At 61.6% G+C, this 17,519-nt stretch carries 10 protein-coding genes and 1 rRNA gene; 10 read left to right on the top strand and 1 reads right to left on the bottom strand.

Annotated features, from left to right (window positions below; genetic code table 11):
- Nucleotides 1-148: 148 nt before the first annotated feature.
- A complete protein-coding gene (locus ACFPB1_RS26775) occupies nt 149-1,117 on the bottom strand; it encodes a sugar phosphate isomerase/epimerase family protein (RefSeq protein ID WP_379229257.1) in 969 nt (322 codons plus the stop codon).
- A 288-nt stretch (nt 1,118-1,405) separates the two neighbouring features.
- Between ACFPB1_RS26775 and ACFPB1_RS26770 the strand changes: the two genes are divergently transcribed.
- The 10 genes from ACFPB1_RS26770 to ACFPB1_RS26725 form a co-directional block, all read left to right on the top strand.
- Nucleotides 1,406-2,461 (top strand): S1C family serine protease, encoded by a 1,056-nt coding sequence (locus tag ACFPB1_RS26770; RefSeq protein ID WP_379229256.1) that lies wholly within the window; start codon nt 1,406-1,408, stop codon nt 2,459-2,461.
- A gap of 48 nt (nt 2,462-2,509) precedes the next feature.
- Nucleotides 2,510-4,402 (top strand): stalk domain-containing protein, encoded by a 1,893-nt coding sequence (locus ACFPB1_RS26765; RefSeq protein ID WP_379229255.1) that lies wholly within the window; start codon nt 2,510-2,512, stop codon nt 4,400-4,402.
- Nucleotides 4,403-4,601: 199 nt separating this feature from the next.
- Nucleotides 4,602-7,151: a U32 family peptidase gene (locus ACFPB1_RS26760; RefSeq protein WP_379229254.1), complete on the top strand. Its 2,550-nt coding sequence runs from the start codon at nt 4,602-4,604 to the stop codon at nt 7,149-7,151.
- Nucleotides 7,152-7,370: 219 nt separating this feature from the next.
- Entirely contained in the window at nt 7,371-9,167 is a 1,797-nt protein-coding gene (locus ACFPB1_RS26755; RefSeq protein ID WP_379229252.1) for an AfsR/SARP family transcriptional regulator, read from the top strand.
- Nucleotides 9,158-11,323 carry an ATP-binding SpoIIE family protein phosphatase gene (locus ACFPB1_RS26750; RefSeq protein WP_379229251.1) on the top strand — a complete coding sequence of 722 codons (2,166 nt, stop codon included), beginning with the start codon at nt 9,158-9,160 and terminating at the stop codon, nt 11,321-11,323. The genes ACFPB1_RS26755 and ACFPB1_RS26750 overlap by 10 nt, the downstream gene beginning before the upstream one ends.
- A 17-nt stretch (nt 11,324-11,340) precedes the next feature.
- The gene (locus ACFPB1_RS26745; protein ID WP_379229250.1) at nt 11,341-11,709 is read left to right on the top strand and encodes an STAS domain-containing protein; all 369 of its coding nucleotides are present in this window, start codon (nt 11,341-11,343) and stop codon (nt 11,707-11,709) included.
- 41 nt (nt 11,710-11,750) lie between these two features.
- Nucleotides 11,751-12,464, top strand: coding sequence for a heptaprenylglyceryl phosphate synthase (locus tag ACFPB1_RS26740; RefSeq protein WP_379229249.1), 714 nt, complete (start codon nt 11,751-11,753; stop codon nt 12,462-12,464).
- 169 nt (nt 12,465-12,633) lie between these two features.
- Entirely contained in the window at nt 12,634-14,970 is a 2,337-nt protein-coding gene (gene pcrA / locus ACFPB1_RS26735) for a DNA helicase PcrA (protein ID WP_379229248.1), read from the top strand.
- 35 nt (nt 14,971-15,005) lie between these two features.
- Nucleotides 15,006-17,048: an NAD-dependent DNA ligase LigA gene (gene ligA, locus ACFPB1_RS26730; RefSeq protein WP_379229247.1), complete on the top strand. Its 2,043-nt coding sequence runs from the start codon at nt 15,006-15,008 to the stop codon at nt 17,046-17,048.
- A 348-nt stretch (nt 17,049-17,396) separates the two neighbouring features.
- A 16S ribosomal RNA gene (locus ACFPB1_RS26725) occupies nt 17,397-17,519 on the top strand; the annotation flags it as partial.

Below are 17,519 nucleotides of genomic sequence, written 5' to 3'. Positions count from 1 at the left end.
AACCGTTCCTTTCGTATATGGTTGGGTGGTACCTCCATTTTACAAAAGAATGGTTTCTTTGTTTTTTACAACTTTTAAAACAATGAAGGGGCTGTCCCTAGTCTTTACGACTTTTGGGACAGCCCCTTGTCACGTTCGCTTGGAACGATTAGACCCACCACATCTCGCCGAGCGGCTCGCGGATGAGGACGGATTGGAGGTTTTGGACGGCTTTCGTGAAGCCTTCGTCCACGGACATCAGGCCGTCTTCGTGCTCGATGCTGACAACGTAGTCGTAGCCGACGAGGCGAAGCGCGCTGATGATGTCGGACCAGACCTTCATGTCGTGGCCGAAGCCGACCGTGCGGAACTGCCATGCGCGGTCCAACATAAGCGCGTAGGACTGCATGTCCGTAACGCCGTGGCGGTTGACGTTGACCGGATCGATCGACGTGTCTTTCGCGTGGAAGTGGTGAATCGCGCCGGCGCGGCCCAGGATGTGGATCGCTTGAACCGGATCGATGCCCTGCCACCACATGTGGCTCGGGTCGAGGTTGGCGCCGATCGCGTCGCCGGCCGCTTCGCGGAGGCGAAGGAGCGTCGCAGGCGTATGGACGGAGAAGCCGCCGTGCAGCTCGAGGCCGATTTTGACGTTGCTTTCCGTCGCGAGCTTGCCGATTTCGGTCCAGTACGGAATGACTTTATTTTCCCACTGCCAGTCCAGAATTTCTTGATAATCGTTCGGCCATGGCGCGACCGGCCAGTTCGGATATTTGGCATCCTCGTGGTCGCCCGGGCAGCCGGAGAACGTGTTCACGACCGGTACGCCCAGCTTGGAAGCGAGCGCGATCGTCTTGCGGATGATGGCGTCGTGTTCGCTGGAAATCGCTTTTTGCGGGTGCAGCGGGTTCGCGTGGCAGCTGAGCGCACTGATCGTCAGGCCGCGGGAATCGACGGCGTCCTTAAACGCCTTCAGCTTGCTTTCGTCGGCCAGCAGCACGTCCGGATCGCAGTGCGCGTTGCCCGGGTAGCCGCCCGTGCCGATTTCGACGGCGTCCAAGCCTTTGGCAGCGATGTAGTCGAGCGCGTCTTCAAATGATTTTTGCGCGAAAAGAACGGCGAATACTCCGAGTTTCATACGTGTATAGTTACCTCCTAAATGGATATGTATTGCGGGTTCTTCAATCCATTATAGCATGGGCAATTTGCAAGGGTAAGATTCCGCCCGGCCAATGACAAAAAAGCATATATAATGGACAAAAATGAAAACGCTTTTCATTTCGACTCCATTATTGTTATTTTTAAACAGTTATAGTAAAGTGGACCTATTAACTAGCAAAAATTACTAGAAATATGAACGGAGGAGCATGCTGTGAGGCACAAGGGTTTACAACTGGCAGGCATCTTCGTTGCCGGAGCGCTCTTCATGACCGGAACCGCTTGGGCGGCTGGCGGCACGGGCGCGTCCCGTTTGGACGCGAAAGTGATTGACGGCGAGGTGTACGTGAAGGCGAGCTCGCTGACGAAGTCGCTGGGCGGCACGGGCGCATATGACGCCAAGACACACAGCTACGCTTATACGCCCCCGCAGACCCAGTCGCAGGTCCCAGACGTCGTCAAGAAGCTGTCGCCTTCCGTCGTAGGCATCATCGGTAAGTACACGGACGACCGGTTCGCCCTGGAGCACGGGACGGGCGTGATTTGGAGGTCGGACGGGTGGATCGTCACGAACGCCCACGTGGTCAAGGACATGAGCAACATTGTGGTTGTGACCGCCGACGGGAAGCAGTACCAAGGCAAGCGCATGAATATCGACGAGACGAGCGACCTGGCGCTGGTGAAAATCAACGCGACGAATTTGAAACCGGCCGCATTCGCGCCCGTACCGCTGCAGCTGTCGGTCGGCGAAACGGTCATCGCCATCGGCACGCCGGTATCCTTCTCGCTGCGCAACACGGCGACGACGGGCGTGCTGAGCGGCATGAACCGCTCCGTGTCCTCGTACTACAAGCTGCTGCAGACGGACGCGGCCATCAATCCCGGCAACAGCGGAGGACCGCTCGTCAACCTGAAGGGTGAGGTCATCGGCATCAATTCGCTCAAATTCGTCAGCGATGGCATCGAAAGCCTCGGCTTCTCGATTCCGACCGATACCGTGCGCTACGTCGTCAATCAATTTTTCAAGTACGGCCACGTCATGCGGCCATCCCTCGGCGTCGAGCTGGAGGAGAGCTGGTCGGCCATCGTCGGGCTGCCGACGACTGAACCGCTCGTCGTCAAATCCGTCTGGGGCGCGGGCGCGAAGAACATCGGCCTGCAGCAGGGAGATCAGATCTACTCGATCGCCGGCAAACAAGTATCGTCCATCGCGGAGGTCAATGAGCTTCTGAAGTCTTATCTTCCCGGACAGACCGTCCAAGTCCTGGTTCAAACGGACGGGGACCTGGTCACGAAGAAACTTGTGCTGTCCACAGAACAATAATCCAGCATTCATCCTACTATTCATTATCGGGGAGAGACGATCAAGATCATGAAGAAGAAGCTGCTCGCTTTACTCATTACCGCATGTATGCTATTCGCGCTTGCACCCGCAGTCGCGGGCGCAGCCGCCGAGCCGCTTGAAATCAAGCTGGCCATTGGCAGCCCGACGCTTTCCGTCAACGGTGCGACCTCGACGATCCAGAAGCCGTTCAAATCGAACGGCACGACGATGGTGCCGCTCAGCGTCATCACCAAGGCGTTCGGCGCCGGCCTCAAGCTGGAGAAGAACAAAATCATCACGCTGTCTTACAATAAAACGACAGTCGTTCTGACGATCGGCAGCAAAACGGTCAAAGTCAACGGCGGCGCGGTCGCGCTGGCGGCTGAGCCGAAAATCGTGAATAGCGTGACGATGGTGCCGCTGCGCGTCATCGTATCGGCATTCGGCGCGACGCTGAACCTGAGCGGGAACAACATCACGATCAAAGGCTTCAAGGCCGGTTCCGCGTCGGCTGGCACCGGAAACAATACGTCGGGCATCGATTCCGACGCTGGCAAAACCAAGGTCGGGGACAGTTATTACGGCTGGTCGATGAACTATCCGTCCGATCTCGCCCTTGCGGATCAAAACGATAACGGCAGCCAGCTGATCTGGACGTCCGTTGCCGAAGACAGAAGCATTTACTTGGCGATCGATGATATCGATCAAGAGTATACACGTCAAGAAGTTCGCGAGCATATCCAAGCGTATTTCAACGATACCGAATTCACCGTCGAATCGACGACGGTAAACGCAGGCGGCTTGAGCTACGAGAAGACGGTGAGCCGCGATCGCAACGGCTGGTATTTCGAATATCACGCGTTCCAAGCGCAAAACCGCATCTACCTGATCGCGGCCGGCGTAAAATCCGATTCCCGCGCCGACTTGAACAAGTACAAGAGCATTCTGGACAGCTTCAAACCGTCGTTCCCGTCCGGCGACAAGTCGGTGAAGGACATTAGCCGCGTGAAGGACGGCTTCTATACCGCGGTCGACAAGGATTACGGCTTGAAAGTGAAGCTGCCGGTCAACTGGTTCCGTGACGATAAAAGCGCTAACCCGACGTTCCTGAGCGAGGACGGTTTCATGGATTTCCAAATCAGCTCCCTGGCGCTGGGAGATACCGCCGAGGCTTGGCTCGGACGCAGCCGCAAAGAACTGGAGAGCGAGTTCCAATCGGACTACGTGCGTAATACGAACGTATCCACGATTCAGCTGGCGGACGGACCGGCCCAGGTCTTGAGCTACGAATATTCGTGGGACAAGAAGACGTGGTACAAGGAATACGAGATTTTCTTCGTCTCCGGCACGCATAAGTACGAAGCGAATTTCTTCTACAAAATCGACGGTACGTCCAAAGGCGACACGCTGTACAACCAAATCGTCGGCTCGCTCGACATCGATACCGCGTTCATCGAGAAAAACTTCAGCGAACTCGACGATCTCGACGCGCTCGAACAGCTGACGGTCAACAAAACCAGCAAAAAATACGGTTACTCGCTCACCTTGCCGCAGTCTTGGTATGGCGATAAGAAAGACTTCGAAGCGGACGTGATTTCGTACAGCATCCCGTACGGCGGATTTTCGATTCAAGTATTGGAAGATATCACGGCAAGCGAATATCCGCAGGCGATTCAAATGGCGGTTATGCAAAGCGACGACTTGAAACAAGCCGGCGCATCGGTCAAATCGAGCACCACGACGACGATCGGCGGCGTCACGGCGTATAAGGTCGTCCTCAGCCTGGACAAAGCGGACATTCCGGTGAATATCACGTACTACGCGATCGACCATAACGGGAAAATGATTCTGCTTTCCTACATTTTGAACCAAGCGAACGATACGGAAGCGAATCGCGCCAAGATCGAAACGACGATCGGCACGTTCAAGTTCACGAACTAATCCTGGCGTTCCCGAACGCCGCTTCACGCCGCATCCCGCGGCCGAAGCGGCGTTTTTCGCATTTGAAGGCGGCGCGCGGATAACCGATATCCGGCCAAGCCCAGCCGTTCCCTCCCTTCCGGCGGCTTTTGTTTAGCCGCCCGCTCTGGTACACTTACATTAAATAAGCGAATTGAAAGATAGGATGGCGGAAGTAAACATGACAATGATCAAACGGCAAGACGTCGAGCTGCTGGCGCCGGCCGGCGACTGGGATTGCATGCGGGCGGCCGTGGCGAACGGGGCCGATGCCGTATTTTTTGGCGTGGAGAAGTTCAACGCGCGGGCGCGGGCGAACAATTTCCAGACGGACGAGCTGCCGGAAATCATGGCATTCCTGCACAGCTACGGCGTGAAAGGATTTTTGACATTTAATATATTGGTCTTCGAAAACGAGCTGGAAGACGCGAAGCGGCTCATGGAAGCGTGCATCGACGCGGGCGTCGACGCGGTCATCGTCCAGGATCTCGGTCTCGTGAAGCTGATCCGCGAGCTGTCGCCGGATTTCCCGATCCACGGCTCCACGCAGATGACGATCACGTCGCCGGAGGCGGTGGAATTCACCAAGCCGTTCGATATCGAACGGGTCGTGCTCGGCCGCGAGAATAATTTGAAGCAAATCAAGACGATCGGCGAACAGGCGAAGCTGCCGATGGAAGTGTTCGTGCATGGCGCGCTCTGCGTGTCCTACTCGGGACAATGCCTCACCTCCGAAATGTGGGGCGGGCGCTCCGCGAACCGCGGCGAGTGCGCGCAGGCCTGCCGCCTGCCGTACGACTTGATGGTGGACGGCGAGCAGAAGCCGATGGGCGACGTCGCGTACCTGCTTTCGCCGAAGGACCTGGCGGCCGTCGAGCTCGTGCCGGAGCTGATCGAAGCGGGCGTCTCCTCGTTCAAGATCGAAGGGCGCCTGAAGAGCCCCGAGTACGTCGCGAACGTGGTGAGCAAGTATCGCCGCGCGATCGACAAGTATTTCGACGGCGACCGCTCCGCCCCGTCCAAGGAAGAGATCCGCGAGCTGCAGCAAAGCTTCTCCCGCGGCTTCACGACCGGCTTCCTGGAAGGCACGAACAACAAGAAGCTCGTGGAAGGCACGTTTCCGAAGAGCCGCGGCGTCTATCTCGGCCGCGTCGAGCGCGTACTGCGTGACGCCGTCGTCTCCCGCGTCGAGGCGCCGCTGAAGCGGGGGGACGGCATCGTCTTCGACGCCGGCGACCCGACGAAGAAGGAAGAGGGCGGCCGCGTGTATGACCTGCGCCGCCAAGGCGTCAAGCTGGAGGGCGAGGCCCAGGAAGGCACGGTGCTGGAGCTGGTGCCGGGCCGCAACGACGTCGATCTGCGCCGCGTACATGTCGGCGACCGGATTTGGAAGACGAGCGATCCCGCGCTCGATAAGCGGCTGCGCGCGACGTTCGAGACGGAGAAGCCGTACCGCGTCTTCCCGCTGCGCGTCGAGGTCGAAGGCGCGGAAGGTCAGCCGCTCCGCACACGCTGGACCGACGTCGAGAAGGGGACTTCGGTCGAGGTGCTGTCGGAGCTGCCGCTCGCGCATGCCGAGAAGCGTCCGATGGACGAGGCGCTGCTGCGGGAGCAGTTCGGCCGGCTCGGCGGCACGGTGTATCAGCTCGAGGCGCTCGACGTGCAGCTGCGCGGCGACCTCATCGTGCCGATGCGCGAGCTGAACCGGATGCGGCGCGAGGCCGCGGAAGCGCTGGCGGGCGAACGGCCGAAGCCGCCCGCATATATCAAGCGCGACGTCGACGCGTACGCCGACGCGCGGGGCGGCAAAGCCGCCGCGGGCGCTGCCGGGGGCGCGGCTTCGCCTGCCGCCGCGGCGGATGAAGCCGGCGCCAGGCTGACGGTGCTGTGCCGGAGCTTGGCGCAGTTGGAAGCGGCGGTACGTAATGAACGCGTCGGCATGGTCTACGCCGACTTCGAGTTCATCAAGCAGTTTCCCGCCGCGATGGCCCTCGCGCGGAGCTCGGGCAAGCCGATCGCGCTGGCGACGCCGCGGATTCATATGCCGGGCGAGAACGGCTACCACGCCAACATTTTGAAGCTGAAGCCGGACGCCGTGCTCGTCCGCAACACGGGCGCGCTGTATTACTATCTCCGCGCCAAGGCGGCGAATCCGCTCGAGCCGTTTCCGCGCTTGATCGGGGATTTCTCGCTGAATGTGGCCAATCACAAGGCCTCGGATCTGTTCCTGGATGCGGGCTGCGACGTCGTTACGCCGTCGTACGACCTGAACGTGCAGCAGATGCTCGATCTGCTGCGGCACAGCGACGCGTCGCGCACCGAGGTGGTCATCCACCAGCATTTGCCGATGTTCCATACCGAGCACTGCGTCTACTGCACGTTCATGAGCGAAGGGACGGATTACACGAACTGCGGCCGTCCGTGCGAGGAGCACCGCGCGTCGCTGCAAGACCGCATCGGCATGTCCCACCCCGTTCGGGTGGACGAAGGCTGCCGGAATACGGTGTACAACGCCATTGAGCAGTCCGGCGCGGAATACATGGTTCAATTCCGGGATTTGGGCGTTGGCCAGTTCCGGATCGAATTTTTGGAAGAAACGGCCGATAAAGTCGAAGAGGTTATCGAGCTGTATAGCGCGGCGCTTGCCGGACGCATCGGCGGCACGCAGGTATGGCGCAGCCTGAAAGCCATCAATCAACTGGGCGTCACGAGAGGCCAGCTGGCGAAATAGCATGACGTATCGCGAGAGACCTGCGGACCAGGTCTCTCCTTTTGCATATAGGCGTCCGCGCACTTGCGCCATGATCACCGGATCGGGCGGCGCAAGAGGATTTTGCGGATCACGGGGCGAATAGTAGCAATTAGCAGCGCCGGGAATGAGCCGTTCGGCGGATTGCGCGGGACGCATTGCCCGGGCTGGCGAATATAGGAAGTGCGGTGAGGGTGCCCAATGAATCAGGAAAACAAACGAGCCTCGCAGCAGGATCAATGGCTGGGCCAAATAATGAAAGCCGAACAAACGATACTGGACGGCCAAATGCTGCCGATCGCGCAGCTGCTGGCCATTCCGGCTGATATACGCATGAAATCGCCGCTCTTGCTGCGCGCGGAATGCGAGAACGGGCTGCTGAACGGGCGGCTGATGGAGACGAAGCAGCGTCTCGAGGCCGCGCTGCGCGGCTTCGCGGCGCAAGCGGACGATTCCGCCATGCTGACGATGATGGCGATGCTCGGCCTGCTGCATGTGCAGGTCGGGGATCGGCACGAGTCGAGGCCGTTCCTGTCGCTGCTCGCGCAGGAATGGGCGCGCAACCCGGAGAGCTGCAGCGGCTTCGTGCCGTGGGCGCTCGCGCGGGCGGCCGCGGGCGGCGCGGAGCCGGCTTCCCGGTTCGGCGAGGCGCGCAGTCTGCTGTTCGCCGCCGCGGAGCGCTTCCGGGAGGAAGGCCGCGCGCTGTGGGCGGGCTTCGTGCTGCTGGATGCGCTGCTGTTCGACTGCGAGGCGCGGTCCAATCCGGAGTGGCCGTTTTGGATGAATTGGCTGAAACGGCATACGGCCGAGCAGCCGCTTGCCGCGGCGGTCGCGCGCCTGCTGGGGAGCGGGACGCCGGATGCCGGGCTGTGCGCCGGCATGCCGGTCCGGTACGCCTACCTCAGCCGGGCGGTGCTGCTGAACCGGGCGGAGGAGCGGCTGCCGGACGAGCTCGCCGACGATATCGAGAGCGGCCTGTACGCAGCGTCGGCCGCCATTGGGCGGCTGCTCGCGGAAGGCCGGGCGGACGCGGCGGCGAGCGCGCTGGAGGTGTTCGACCGCCAGCGCCGGCTGTTGTCGACGCCGGAGCTCGAGCGGCTCGCGGGCGAGCTGCGGGAGCGGCTAGAGGCGGCAGCCTCCGCCGCCCCCGCCGCGGTTCCCGCCCCCGCATCCTCGCCGGAAGCCGGAGCGGACCGCGGTAATGCGCCGCGGCAGACGCCAATCGGCCGCGACGAAGGCGGCGAGCCGCAGGGTGCGGCGAAGTGGACGATCAAGCTGTTCGACGGCATCGGCTTCAGCGCCGGGAACGGGCCGATGGCCGAGCCGGTCTGGAAGCGCCGGAAAGCCGGCGAACTGTTCGTTTATTTGCTGCTGCAATCGGGCTATAAGAGCAATCGCGAGCAGGTGGTCGAGCGGGTATTCGGCGAAGGCGACGCTGCGAAGCGCTCCAATCAGCTGTACGTCACGCTGCACGACCTGCGCTCCGCGCTGAAGGAGATCGGCATGCAGGACGATGTCGTCTACGCCAAGCGGGGCGTCGTCGGTATCGCCGAGAACGCGGTGGAAGCCGTAGACGTCGAGACGTTCGTGACGCTGTCGCGCGTCGGCGACCAGCTCTGGATGGACGACCGGGAAGCGGCCTCGCGCCTGTACGACAAGGCGCTTCCGCTCTACGGCATGCTGGCCACGGAGCTGCCGCACGCGGATTGGCTGGAGCGGACGAGAGCGCAGCTGCTCGACCGGCAGACGACGATGCTGAAGCGGCTCGCGGCGTATTACGGCGAGCAGGGCGACGAAGCACGCGAGGAGCAGCGGGTCTCGGATTGGATCGCGCTGCGGCCGAATCAGGAGGACGCGTACGAGGCGATGATCCGGCTTTGCCTGCGCGGCGGCCGGCGCGTCGAAGCGGTCGGCTGGTACCGGCGCCTCGAGCGCATTTGCCGGGAAGAGCTCGGCACCGAGCCGCTCATGGAAGTCAGGCGGCTGTTATGGAGCTGACGGCCAAGCGGCCCAAGCCGGCCGCTTACTACAACGGCATGCTGCTGAACCGCCTGTTCGCCGTTTATTTGGTCACCATGCTGGCCGGCATCATCATCTTGCAGGCGGAGTCGCTGCTGGCTTCCCATTTCGAGAACATGTTCCCGTTTCCCCTCGTCATCGTCAGCTTGGGCGCGCTCATTCTGGCCTTCGCCCTGCTCATCGCGTCCGCGATCCGGCTGAAGCCGGTGTTCGGCGTGCTGCAGATCGGCCTTGGCGGGGAGGACGAGCCGCGCAAGGAGAGCCAGACCAACACGGCGCTGTTTCGGCTGTACCGGCTGCCATACGAGCTGCTCGGCGGCGTCTTTCTGTTCGGCCTAGTGTTTTCGCTGACGTTCCAGGGCGTCGACATCGTGCGGAACCTGCTCGACGAGCGCGCGGACGGCCTGCGGCTGCTCGGCACGGTGGCGGGCGAGCAGAGCCTGTTTCTCTTTATCGCGATCGTGCTGTTCACCTCCGTGCGGCGGATTCTGCGCCCCGTACTGATGCGCCTGCAGCCGCTGCCGAGCGGGTTCGACGGGCGGGCGTCCGTCGCGCAGCCGCTGGTCATCACGTATACCTGCACGTTCATCGTCACGATTCTGAGCCTGCTGCAGCTGGCTATCGTCACCGCGCGGCCGCATCAGCCGATGGACCCGTACAAGTTTGGCATCATCGCGCTGTTTTACTTTATAATGGGGTTAAGCTTATTCAGCTACGTGACGATGCAGTTCCGGCAGGAGCTGCGGGGATTGGTGCGAGGCATCCGCGGCCTCGTCGGAGGCTACGGGCTCCCGCTGCACGAAGCGGCGCCGATTCTGCATGACGAAGCGGGGGAGCTCGCCATCGCGTACCGGGAGCTTCAGACCCGGATCAACCGCGAGTACGAATCGTTAGAGCGCGAGCTGAAGCTGGCCTATAACGTGCAGCAGAAGCTGCTGCCGCCCGGCGACTTGACCATCGGCGCCTACCGGATCACGGCGCGCTGCCAGTCTTACCGGGTGGTCGGCGGCGATTTCTTCGACGTCGTCTCGCTCGGGCCGAGCCGCTTCGCGGTCATGATCGGCGATGTGTCCGGCAAAGGTTTGCCCGCGGCGCTGCTCATGTCCGCCCAGCTGCTCGTCTTCCGCTCGGAGATTCGCCGCAACGGCAGCCCTTCCGAGGTGCTCGCGCGCATGAACCGGCAGCTGTGCGAGGCGATGGGCGAAGAAGGCTCCGTGACGATCGGTGTCGGCGTAATCGATCTGACGAACAACCACGTGCAATACGCGAGCGCGGGACATCTGTCCCCGTACGTCGTCGCCAAGGACGGCAGCTTCAAGGCGGTGGACTGCAGTTCGCTGCCGATCGGCATCGACCCCGAAGCGTCGTACGAGGAGATCAGCCTGCGGCTCGAGGACGGCGACCGCTTCCTGCTGTATACGGACGGCTTGATCGAAGCCGTGAACCGGCAAGGGGACATGTACAGCTTCGACGGCCTGGAGGCCGAGATCGCGACCTGGAAGCCCGCCGCGGACCTCGCCGCCGTCGTCGACGATTGGCTGGCCCGCATGGACAAGGAAAGCGGCCCCGGCCAGGACGACCGGACGGTCGTCGTGCTGGAGCTGGCCGGCGAATACCGGAGCGCGCTCGCGAAGCTGAATTTGGCTTCGGGCGAGCAGGGGGCTGCGGCCAGCGCGTTCGACAACCCGTTCATGTCGCGGGAGTGGTCGCTGCGCGGCAAGCTCGGCGACGAACGCCTCATCGCGCTCAAACTCGGCGATTGGATCGCGGAGCGCTGGCCGGAGTGCGAGATTCGCGAAGACGTGCAAACCGCGGTCTGCGAAGCGATGATTAACGCCATTGAACACGGCAACAAGCTGCAGCCGAACAAATACGTAACGCTCATTGCCCAGATCGGCGGGATGCTGGCGGTCTGCCGCGTGTACGACGAAGGCGGGGGCTACTTTCCCCGTCTCTCCCGGGACGAGGACGAGATGCGCAAGAAGCTGGAATCCGAGGACCCGCGCGGCTGGGGGCTGGTCATGATCGACACGCTTGCCGATTATTGGACGACGGGCCGCGACGAGCGCGGGTTTTACACCGAGCTTTACTTCATGCGCAAATCCACGGATACGCCGGACGGGCAGCCGATATAGAAAGGGAGTGGAACCGAATGGCGGAACAACCGTTCATGATGCATACGCGCAAGTTTCCGAACGGCATGGTGCTCGAATTGAGCGGCGATCTGACCAAGTCGGCGGAAGCCAAGCTCATCGCGGGCTTGGAGCAGGAAACGGAGTTGGGACGCGGCATTCGCTTTCTGGCGCTGGATTTATCGAAGGTGGTCTATATCAACAGCGGCGGCATGGCCGTGCTGATCCGGCTGGCCCGCATGGGAAGCAAGGCGGGCGTTCACGCGTTCTCCTGGGGCGTCACGCCCCATTACGAGAAGCTGTTCCGCATGGTCGGCTTGACGGAATACATGATGATTTACCCGAACGAGTTCGCGGTGATGCAACGCATTGAGGCGCTTAATCTTTAACGCCGCGAACGAACGGACGCGACACGACGATGGAGGCTGACATGGACCGGCAAACGGCGATTTACAAAAAATGGCGGCACGCGTTCAAGCTCGACCCCGACCGGGAGATCGACGATGACCGGCTGGACGCGATCTGCATGTCCGGCACGGACGCCGTCATCGTGGGCGGCTCGACGGGCGTGACTTTCGACAACACGGTGGACCTCATGTCGCGCATCCGGCGCTACGAGGTGCCCTGCGCGCTGGAGGTGTCCAGCGAGGAAGCGGCGGTGCCCGGCTTCGACCACTATTTCGTGCCGCTCGTGCTGAACACGGACCGCTCGGAATGGACGACGGGCCGCCAGATCGGCGCGCTTCGCAAGTTCGGCGCGTTCATCCCGTGGGAGGAGACGTCGGCGGAGGGGTACCTGATCTTGAACGGGGACGCCGAGGCCGCCAAGCTGACGGGCGCGCGTTCGTCCCTCGACGCAGAAACCGTGACGGCGCATCTCTATATGGCGGACAGGCTCATGCGGCTCCCGATCATCTATTTGGAGTACAGCGGCGTATTCGGCGACATGGCGCTCGTCAAGCGCGCGGCGAAGATGACGACGGGCGCGCGGATCTTTTACGGCGGGGGCATCGATGGTCCCGAGAAAGCGCGGCTGGCCGCGGAGGCAGCCCATACCGTCATCGTCGGCAACGTGATCTACGACGACTTGGAAGCGGCGCTCTCGACGGTCGCGGCGGTGGCGGACGTGCCGCCCTTCGGCTAACGCAAGCGGACGCACACATTTATGGCTGTGAAAACGAACGGATTTTCGTTTTTCACGGCCGTTTTGTCGTTCGATCGCCCATCCGATTCTAATTGACACGGCCCGAGCGGTTGTCTAGACTGGAAATAGGCGAACAAAGGCGAACAAAGCAAAGGAGTTTTCATTCATTATGACCAATGATTTCAGCATCGATCAGGCTGTCGGCAGGCTGAATCCGCCGCAGCGCGCGGCCGTTCAGGCGACGGAAGGACCGCTGCTTATCATGGCGGGGGCGGGAAGCGGCAAGACGCGCGTGCTGACGCACCGCATCGCCTATTTGCTCGAGAAGAGACGCGTAGCGCCGTGGAGCATCCTGGCGATTACCTTTACGAATAAAGCGGCACGGGAAATGCAGCAGCGGGTCGGCGTGCTTGTCGGGCCGGTCGCGCAAGATATTTGGGTGTCTACGTTCCACTCCATGTGCGTGCGGATTTTGCGCCGCGACATCGGCCGGATCGGGTTCACGAGCAGCTTCTCCATCCTGGATTCCGCCGATCAGCTGTCGGTTATCCGGACGTGCATGAAGGAGCTCAACATCGACACGAAGAAGTTCGAGCCGAAGAGCGTGCAGGCGGCGCTCGGCGGAGCCAAGAACGAATTGGTCTCGCCGGAGCAGTTCGAGCGCAAGATCGGCGACTATTTCGACGGCATCGTCTCCAAGGTGTACACCCTCTACCAGAAGAAGCTGAAGAGCAACAACTCCCTCGACTTCGACGACCTGATCATGAAGACGATCCAGCTGTTCAAGGACGAGCCGGACGTGCTGACGTTCTATCAGAACAAATTCCGCTACATCCACGTCGACGAGTATCAGGACACGAACCGTGCGCAGTACATGCTGTGCAAAATGCTCGCCGACAAGCATCACAACATCTGCGTCGTCGGCGACAGCGACCAGTCGATCTACCGCTGGCGCGGCGCGGACATCACGAATATTTTGAATTTCGAGGAAGACTACCCGGAAGCGAAGACGATTCTGCTCGAGCAGAATTATCGCTCCACGTCGAATATCTTGAACGCGGCGAACGCCGTCATCAAGCTGAACACCGGCCGCAAGGACAAGAAGCTGTGGACGGATCAGGGCGAGGGCGAGTCGATCACGGTGTATCAGGCGGACACGGAGCACGACGAAGGCTATTTCGTCACGGGCCAGATCCGGCAGCAAGTGAACAAAGGGAAGAAATTCGCCGATCACGCCATCTTGTACCGGACGAACGCCCAGTCGCGGGTCATCGAGGAAACGCTGATCAAATCCGACATTCCGTACCAGATCGTCGGCGGCGTGAAGTTCTATGACCGCAAAGAGATCAAGGACCTGCTCGCGTACCTGCGGCTGATCTCCAATCCGGACGACGACATCAGCTTCCAGCGGATCGTCAACGTGCCCAAGCGGGGCATCGGCGATACGACGGTGGGCAAGCTGCTCGACGAGGCGGGGCTTCGCGGCGTATCCGTCTTCAATCTGCTGGAGCAGCTGGACTGGCTCGACGTGACGGCGCGCGCGCGCGCGGCGCTCGCGGAGTTCCGGGAGATCATCCTCAACCTGACGCGGATGGTGGAATACTTGTCCGTGACGGAGCTGACCGAGAAAATCCTCGAGCTCAGTGGCTACCGCGAGGAGCTGGAGCGCGAGAACACGCTGGAATCGAAAGCGCGCCTCGAGAACATCGACGAGTTCCTGTCCGTGACGCAGGACTTCGAGAAGCGCAACGAAGACAAGTCGCTCGTCTCGTTCCTGACGGACCTCGCGCTTATCGCCGACATCGACACGATGGACGCGGAGGAGCCGGAGGGCGGCGTGAAGGACGCCGTCGTTCTGATGACGATGCACAGCGCCAAAGGCCTGGAATTCCCGATCGTGTTCATCATCGGGATGGAGGAGGGCGTCTTCCCGCACAGCCGCGCGCTGAACGACAACGATGAGCTCGAAGAGGAGCGCCGCCTCGCGTACGTCGGCATTACCCGCGCGGAGAAGCAGCTGTTCCTGACCTGCGCGCGGACGCGCACGCTGTTTGGCCGGACGAACGCCAATATGGCGTCGCGCTTCCTGAAGGAAGTGCCGGACGAGCTCAAGAACGACGCTTCGGCGGTTGGCCGCGGCAGACCGGCAGGCGGCGGGTTCGGCTACGGCGGCAGCCGCGGGAGCGCTCCGGGGGCGGCAGGCGGCGGGTTCGGCTACGGCGGCGGAGCCGCGCCGTCCGGGCCGCGCCCCGGCGCGCCCGCGGGCGGCGGCGTGCGCGTGACCACGCCGGCTGATGCTGCGCGCGGTGCTGCTGGCGGCGGCGCGGGCGGCGCGGCCGCCGGCGATTTTGCCGCGGGCGACAAAGTATCCCACGGCAAGTGGGGCATTGGCACGGTCGTATCCGTCCGCGGTACGGGCAGCGATAAGGAGCTGCAAATCGCGTTCCCGGCGCCGGTGGGGCTGAAGAAGCTGCTGGCAAGCTTCGCGCCGATTACGAAAGCATAACGAACGCAGTAACGAGGATGAGAGGGAGGACGTCAATGACGATCGCGATGGAACCGGGGAATAACGCCGATCCGGCCCAGCTGGCGCGCATGCGCGAGCTGGTCGATCAGCTCGCGCTCCATAACCATAACTATTATACGCTCGATCGGCCGACGATCAGCGACAAGGAGTACGACGCGCTTTACGACGAGCTCGTCCGTCTGGAGCAGCTGACCGGCATGGTGGACCCGGAGTCGCCGACGCAGCGCGTGGGCGGCGAGATTTTGAAAGGCTTCGAGCCGCACCGCCATCTGTCGCGGTTGTGGAGTCTCGACAAGGCGCAGGACGCCGAGGATCTGATCGCCTGGAACGCGCGCGTGCGCAAAGCGATCGCGGATTACAACGCGAAGAATCCGGAGGCGGATCCGCTGCCCGAGCCGGGCTACGTCGTCGAGCTGAAGTTTGACGGCCTCACGCTGAACCTGACCTATGACGGCGGCAAGCTCGTGCAGGCGTCCACGCGCGGCAACGGCGTCGTCGGCGAAGGCATTCTGGTGCAGGTCAAGACGATTCGTTCCATCCCGCTCGCCATTCCGCATACCGGCCTGATCGAGGTGCAGGGCGAAGGCATCATGAACCTGTCGGTGCTCGAAGCGTACAACCGGACAGCGGCGGAGCCGCTTAAGAACGCGCGCAACGCCGCCGCCGGCGCGCTGCGCAACCAGAATCCGCGGATCACCGCGGAGCGGAAGCTGAACGCGTTCTTCTATAATGTCGGCTACGCGCAAGGCGTTTCGTTCGAGACCCATCAAGAGATGATTCAATTCTTGAAGGACAACCGGTTTAAGGTCAATGCGTACACGACCTACTGGTCGACGATCGAAGAGGTGCAGGCCGAACTTGAGCGGGTGGCCGCAGGCCGCCTTGAACATGATTTCCTGATCGACGGCGCGGTCGTGAAACTGACCGATATGCGCACCCGCGAGGCGCTGGGCTACACCGATAAATTCCCGCGCTGGGCGGTCGCCTACAAGTTCGAGGCCGAAGAGACGACGACGGTGCTGGAGTCCGTTTCGTGGGAGGTCGGTCGCACCGGCAAAATCACGCCGGTCGCGCGGGTCGAGCCCGTCGATCTCGCGGGCGTGACGGTCCAGAACTGCACGCTCAACAACATCGGCGACATCGAACGCAAGAATCTCAAATTCGCGCTGGGGACGCATGTGTTCATTCGGCGTTCCAACGATGTGATTCCCGAGATACTGGGCAAGGCGGACGATGAGCCAGGCGGGGAAATCGTCGCGCCGACGGCGTGCCCGTCCTGCGGGACGCCGCTCGAGCTTCGCGGCGCGCACCTATTCTGCGGCAACAAGCTTGGCTGCCGGCCGCAGACGGTCGGACGCATTACGCATTTCTCCTCGCGAGACGCGATGGATATCGAATCCTTCAGCATCATGACAGCGGAGCAGCTGTTCGACGAATGCGGGGTGCGCGATCCAGCGGATCTATACGAGCTGACGTATGATAATCTGATCGGGCTCGACCGTTTCGGCGACCGCAAGGCCCGCAAGCTGCTCGAGGCGCTGGAGAAGTCCAAGGACCGTGATTTGGCGGCGTTCCTGTTCGCGCTCGGCATCCCGAACACGGGCAAGGCGACGACGAAGATGCTCGCGGACCATTTCGGCAGCTTGGCCGCCGTCCGCGCCGCGGAGATTGAAGAGCTGGTCGGATTGCCCGACGTGGGCGGCATCGTGGCCGAGAGCATCCATACCTATTTCCGGGATCCCGTCGTCGCGAAGAGCATTGATCGGATGCTGGCGCTCGGCGTGAAGGCGGAAGGCGAGCCAACGGCTCCGGCGCGGACCGACAGCGTGTTCAGCGGCAAGACCGTCGTGCTGACGGGCACGCTGTCCGCCATGACGCGCGACGAGGCCGCGAAGAAGCTCGAAGCGCTGGGCGCCAAGATCAGCGGCAGCGTCTCGAAGAAGACCGACTTCGTCATCGCGGGCGAGAGCGCCGGCAGCAAACTTACGAAAGCGCGCGATCTTGGCGTGAACGTCATCGAGGACGAGCAGGAGCTGCTGCGCTTGCTGGGTGAATAATTCAAAGCGAGGGCCGTCCTCGAACCTTCGATCTTCGCAGGCGGTCCTTGTCATTTTTTACAAGTTGTAATCGTATCGCGGACTTTTTGTCGCTTTTGAGGCGGACGGCAGCAGCGAACGAGTGCTTTCGACAAGAAAGTAAAAAAGATGTTGACGAACGTTGAGAAAGCTGGTAACATATCGTCTTGTGACCGCGAGATGCGGGCGCAACGAACAAGTTCTTTGAAAACTGAACATATGGATCACGTCTGAATCCAACAATGGTTTATATGAACGGCTTGGCCGTTTCGTACAAGCTAGCAAGTAATGAGCTAACCAAGCTTATTCTATACAATGGCCTCGGCCACTTTTATGGAGAGTTTGATCCTGGCTCAGGACGAACGCTGGCGGCGTGCCTAATACATGCAAGTCGAGCGGAGTTATTCCTTCGGGGATAGCTTAGCGGCGGACGGGTGAGTAACACGTAGGCAA

Origin of the sequence: Paenibacillus sp. GCM10023250 (genome assembly GCF_042653205.1) — a bacterium.
Lineage (GTDB): Bacteria > Bacillota > Bacilli > Paenibacillales > Paenibacillaceae > Paenibacillus_Z.
Note: the sequence above shows the minus strand (reverse complement) of the source record. Positions and strands in the feature narration are given on the sequence as shown.

Excerpts from the sequence above, each read along its gene's own strand:
- ACFPB1_RS26765 (WP_379229255.1), top strand. The coding sequence starts at position 2,510 with ATGAAGAAGAAGCTGCTCGCTTTACTCATTACCGCATGTATGCTATTC.
- ligA (WP_379229247.1), top strand. The coding sequence starts at position 15,006 with ATGACGATCGCGATGGAACCGGGGAATAACGCCGATCCGGCCCAGCTG.
- ACFPB1_RS26740 (WP_379229249.1), top strand. The coding sequence starts at position 11,751 with ATGGACCGGCAAACGGCGATTTACAAAAAATGGCGGCACGCGTTCAAG.
- pcrA (WP_379229248.1), top strand. The coding sequence starts at position 12,634 with ATGACCAATGATTTCAGCATCGATCAGGCTGTCGGCAGGCTGAATCCG.
- ACFPB1_RS26750 (WP_379229251.1), top strand. The coding sequence starts at position 9,158 with ATGGAGCTGACGGCCAAGCGGCCCAAGCCGGCCGCTTACTACAACGGC.
- ACFPB1_RS26745 (WP_379229250.1), top strand. The coding sequence starts at position 11,341 with ATGGCGGAACAACCGTTCATGATGCATACGCGCAAGTTTCCGAACGGC.
- ACFPB1_RS26755 (WP_379229252.1), top strand. The coding sequence starts at position 7,371 with ATGAATCAGGAAAACAAACGAGCCTCGCAGCAGGATCAATGGCTGGGC.
- ACFPB1_RS26760 (WP_379229254.1), top strand. The coding sequence starts at position 4,602 with ATGACAATGATCAAACGGCAAGACGTCGAGCTGCTGGCGCCGGCCGGC.
- ACFPB1_RS26775 (WP_379229257.1), bottom strand. The coding sequence starts at position 1,117 with ATGAAACTCGGAGTATTCGCCGTTCTTTTCGCGCAAAAATCATTTGAA.
- ACFPB1_RS26770 (WP_379229256.1), top strand. The coding sequence starts at position 1,406 with ATGACCGGAACCGCTTGGGCGGCTGGCGGCACGGGCGCGTCCCGTTTG.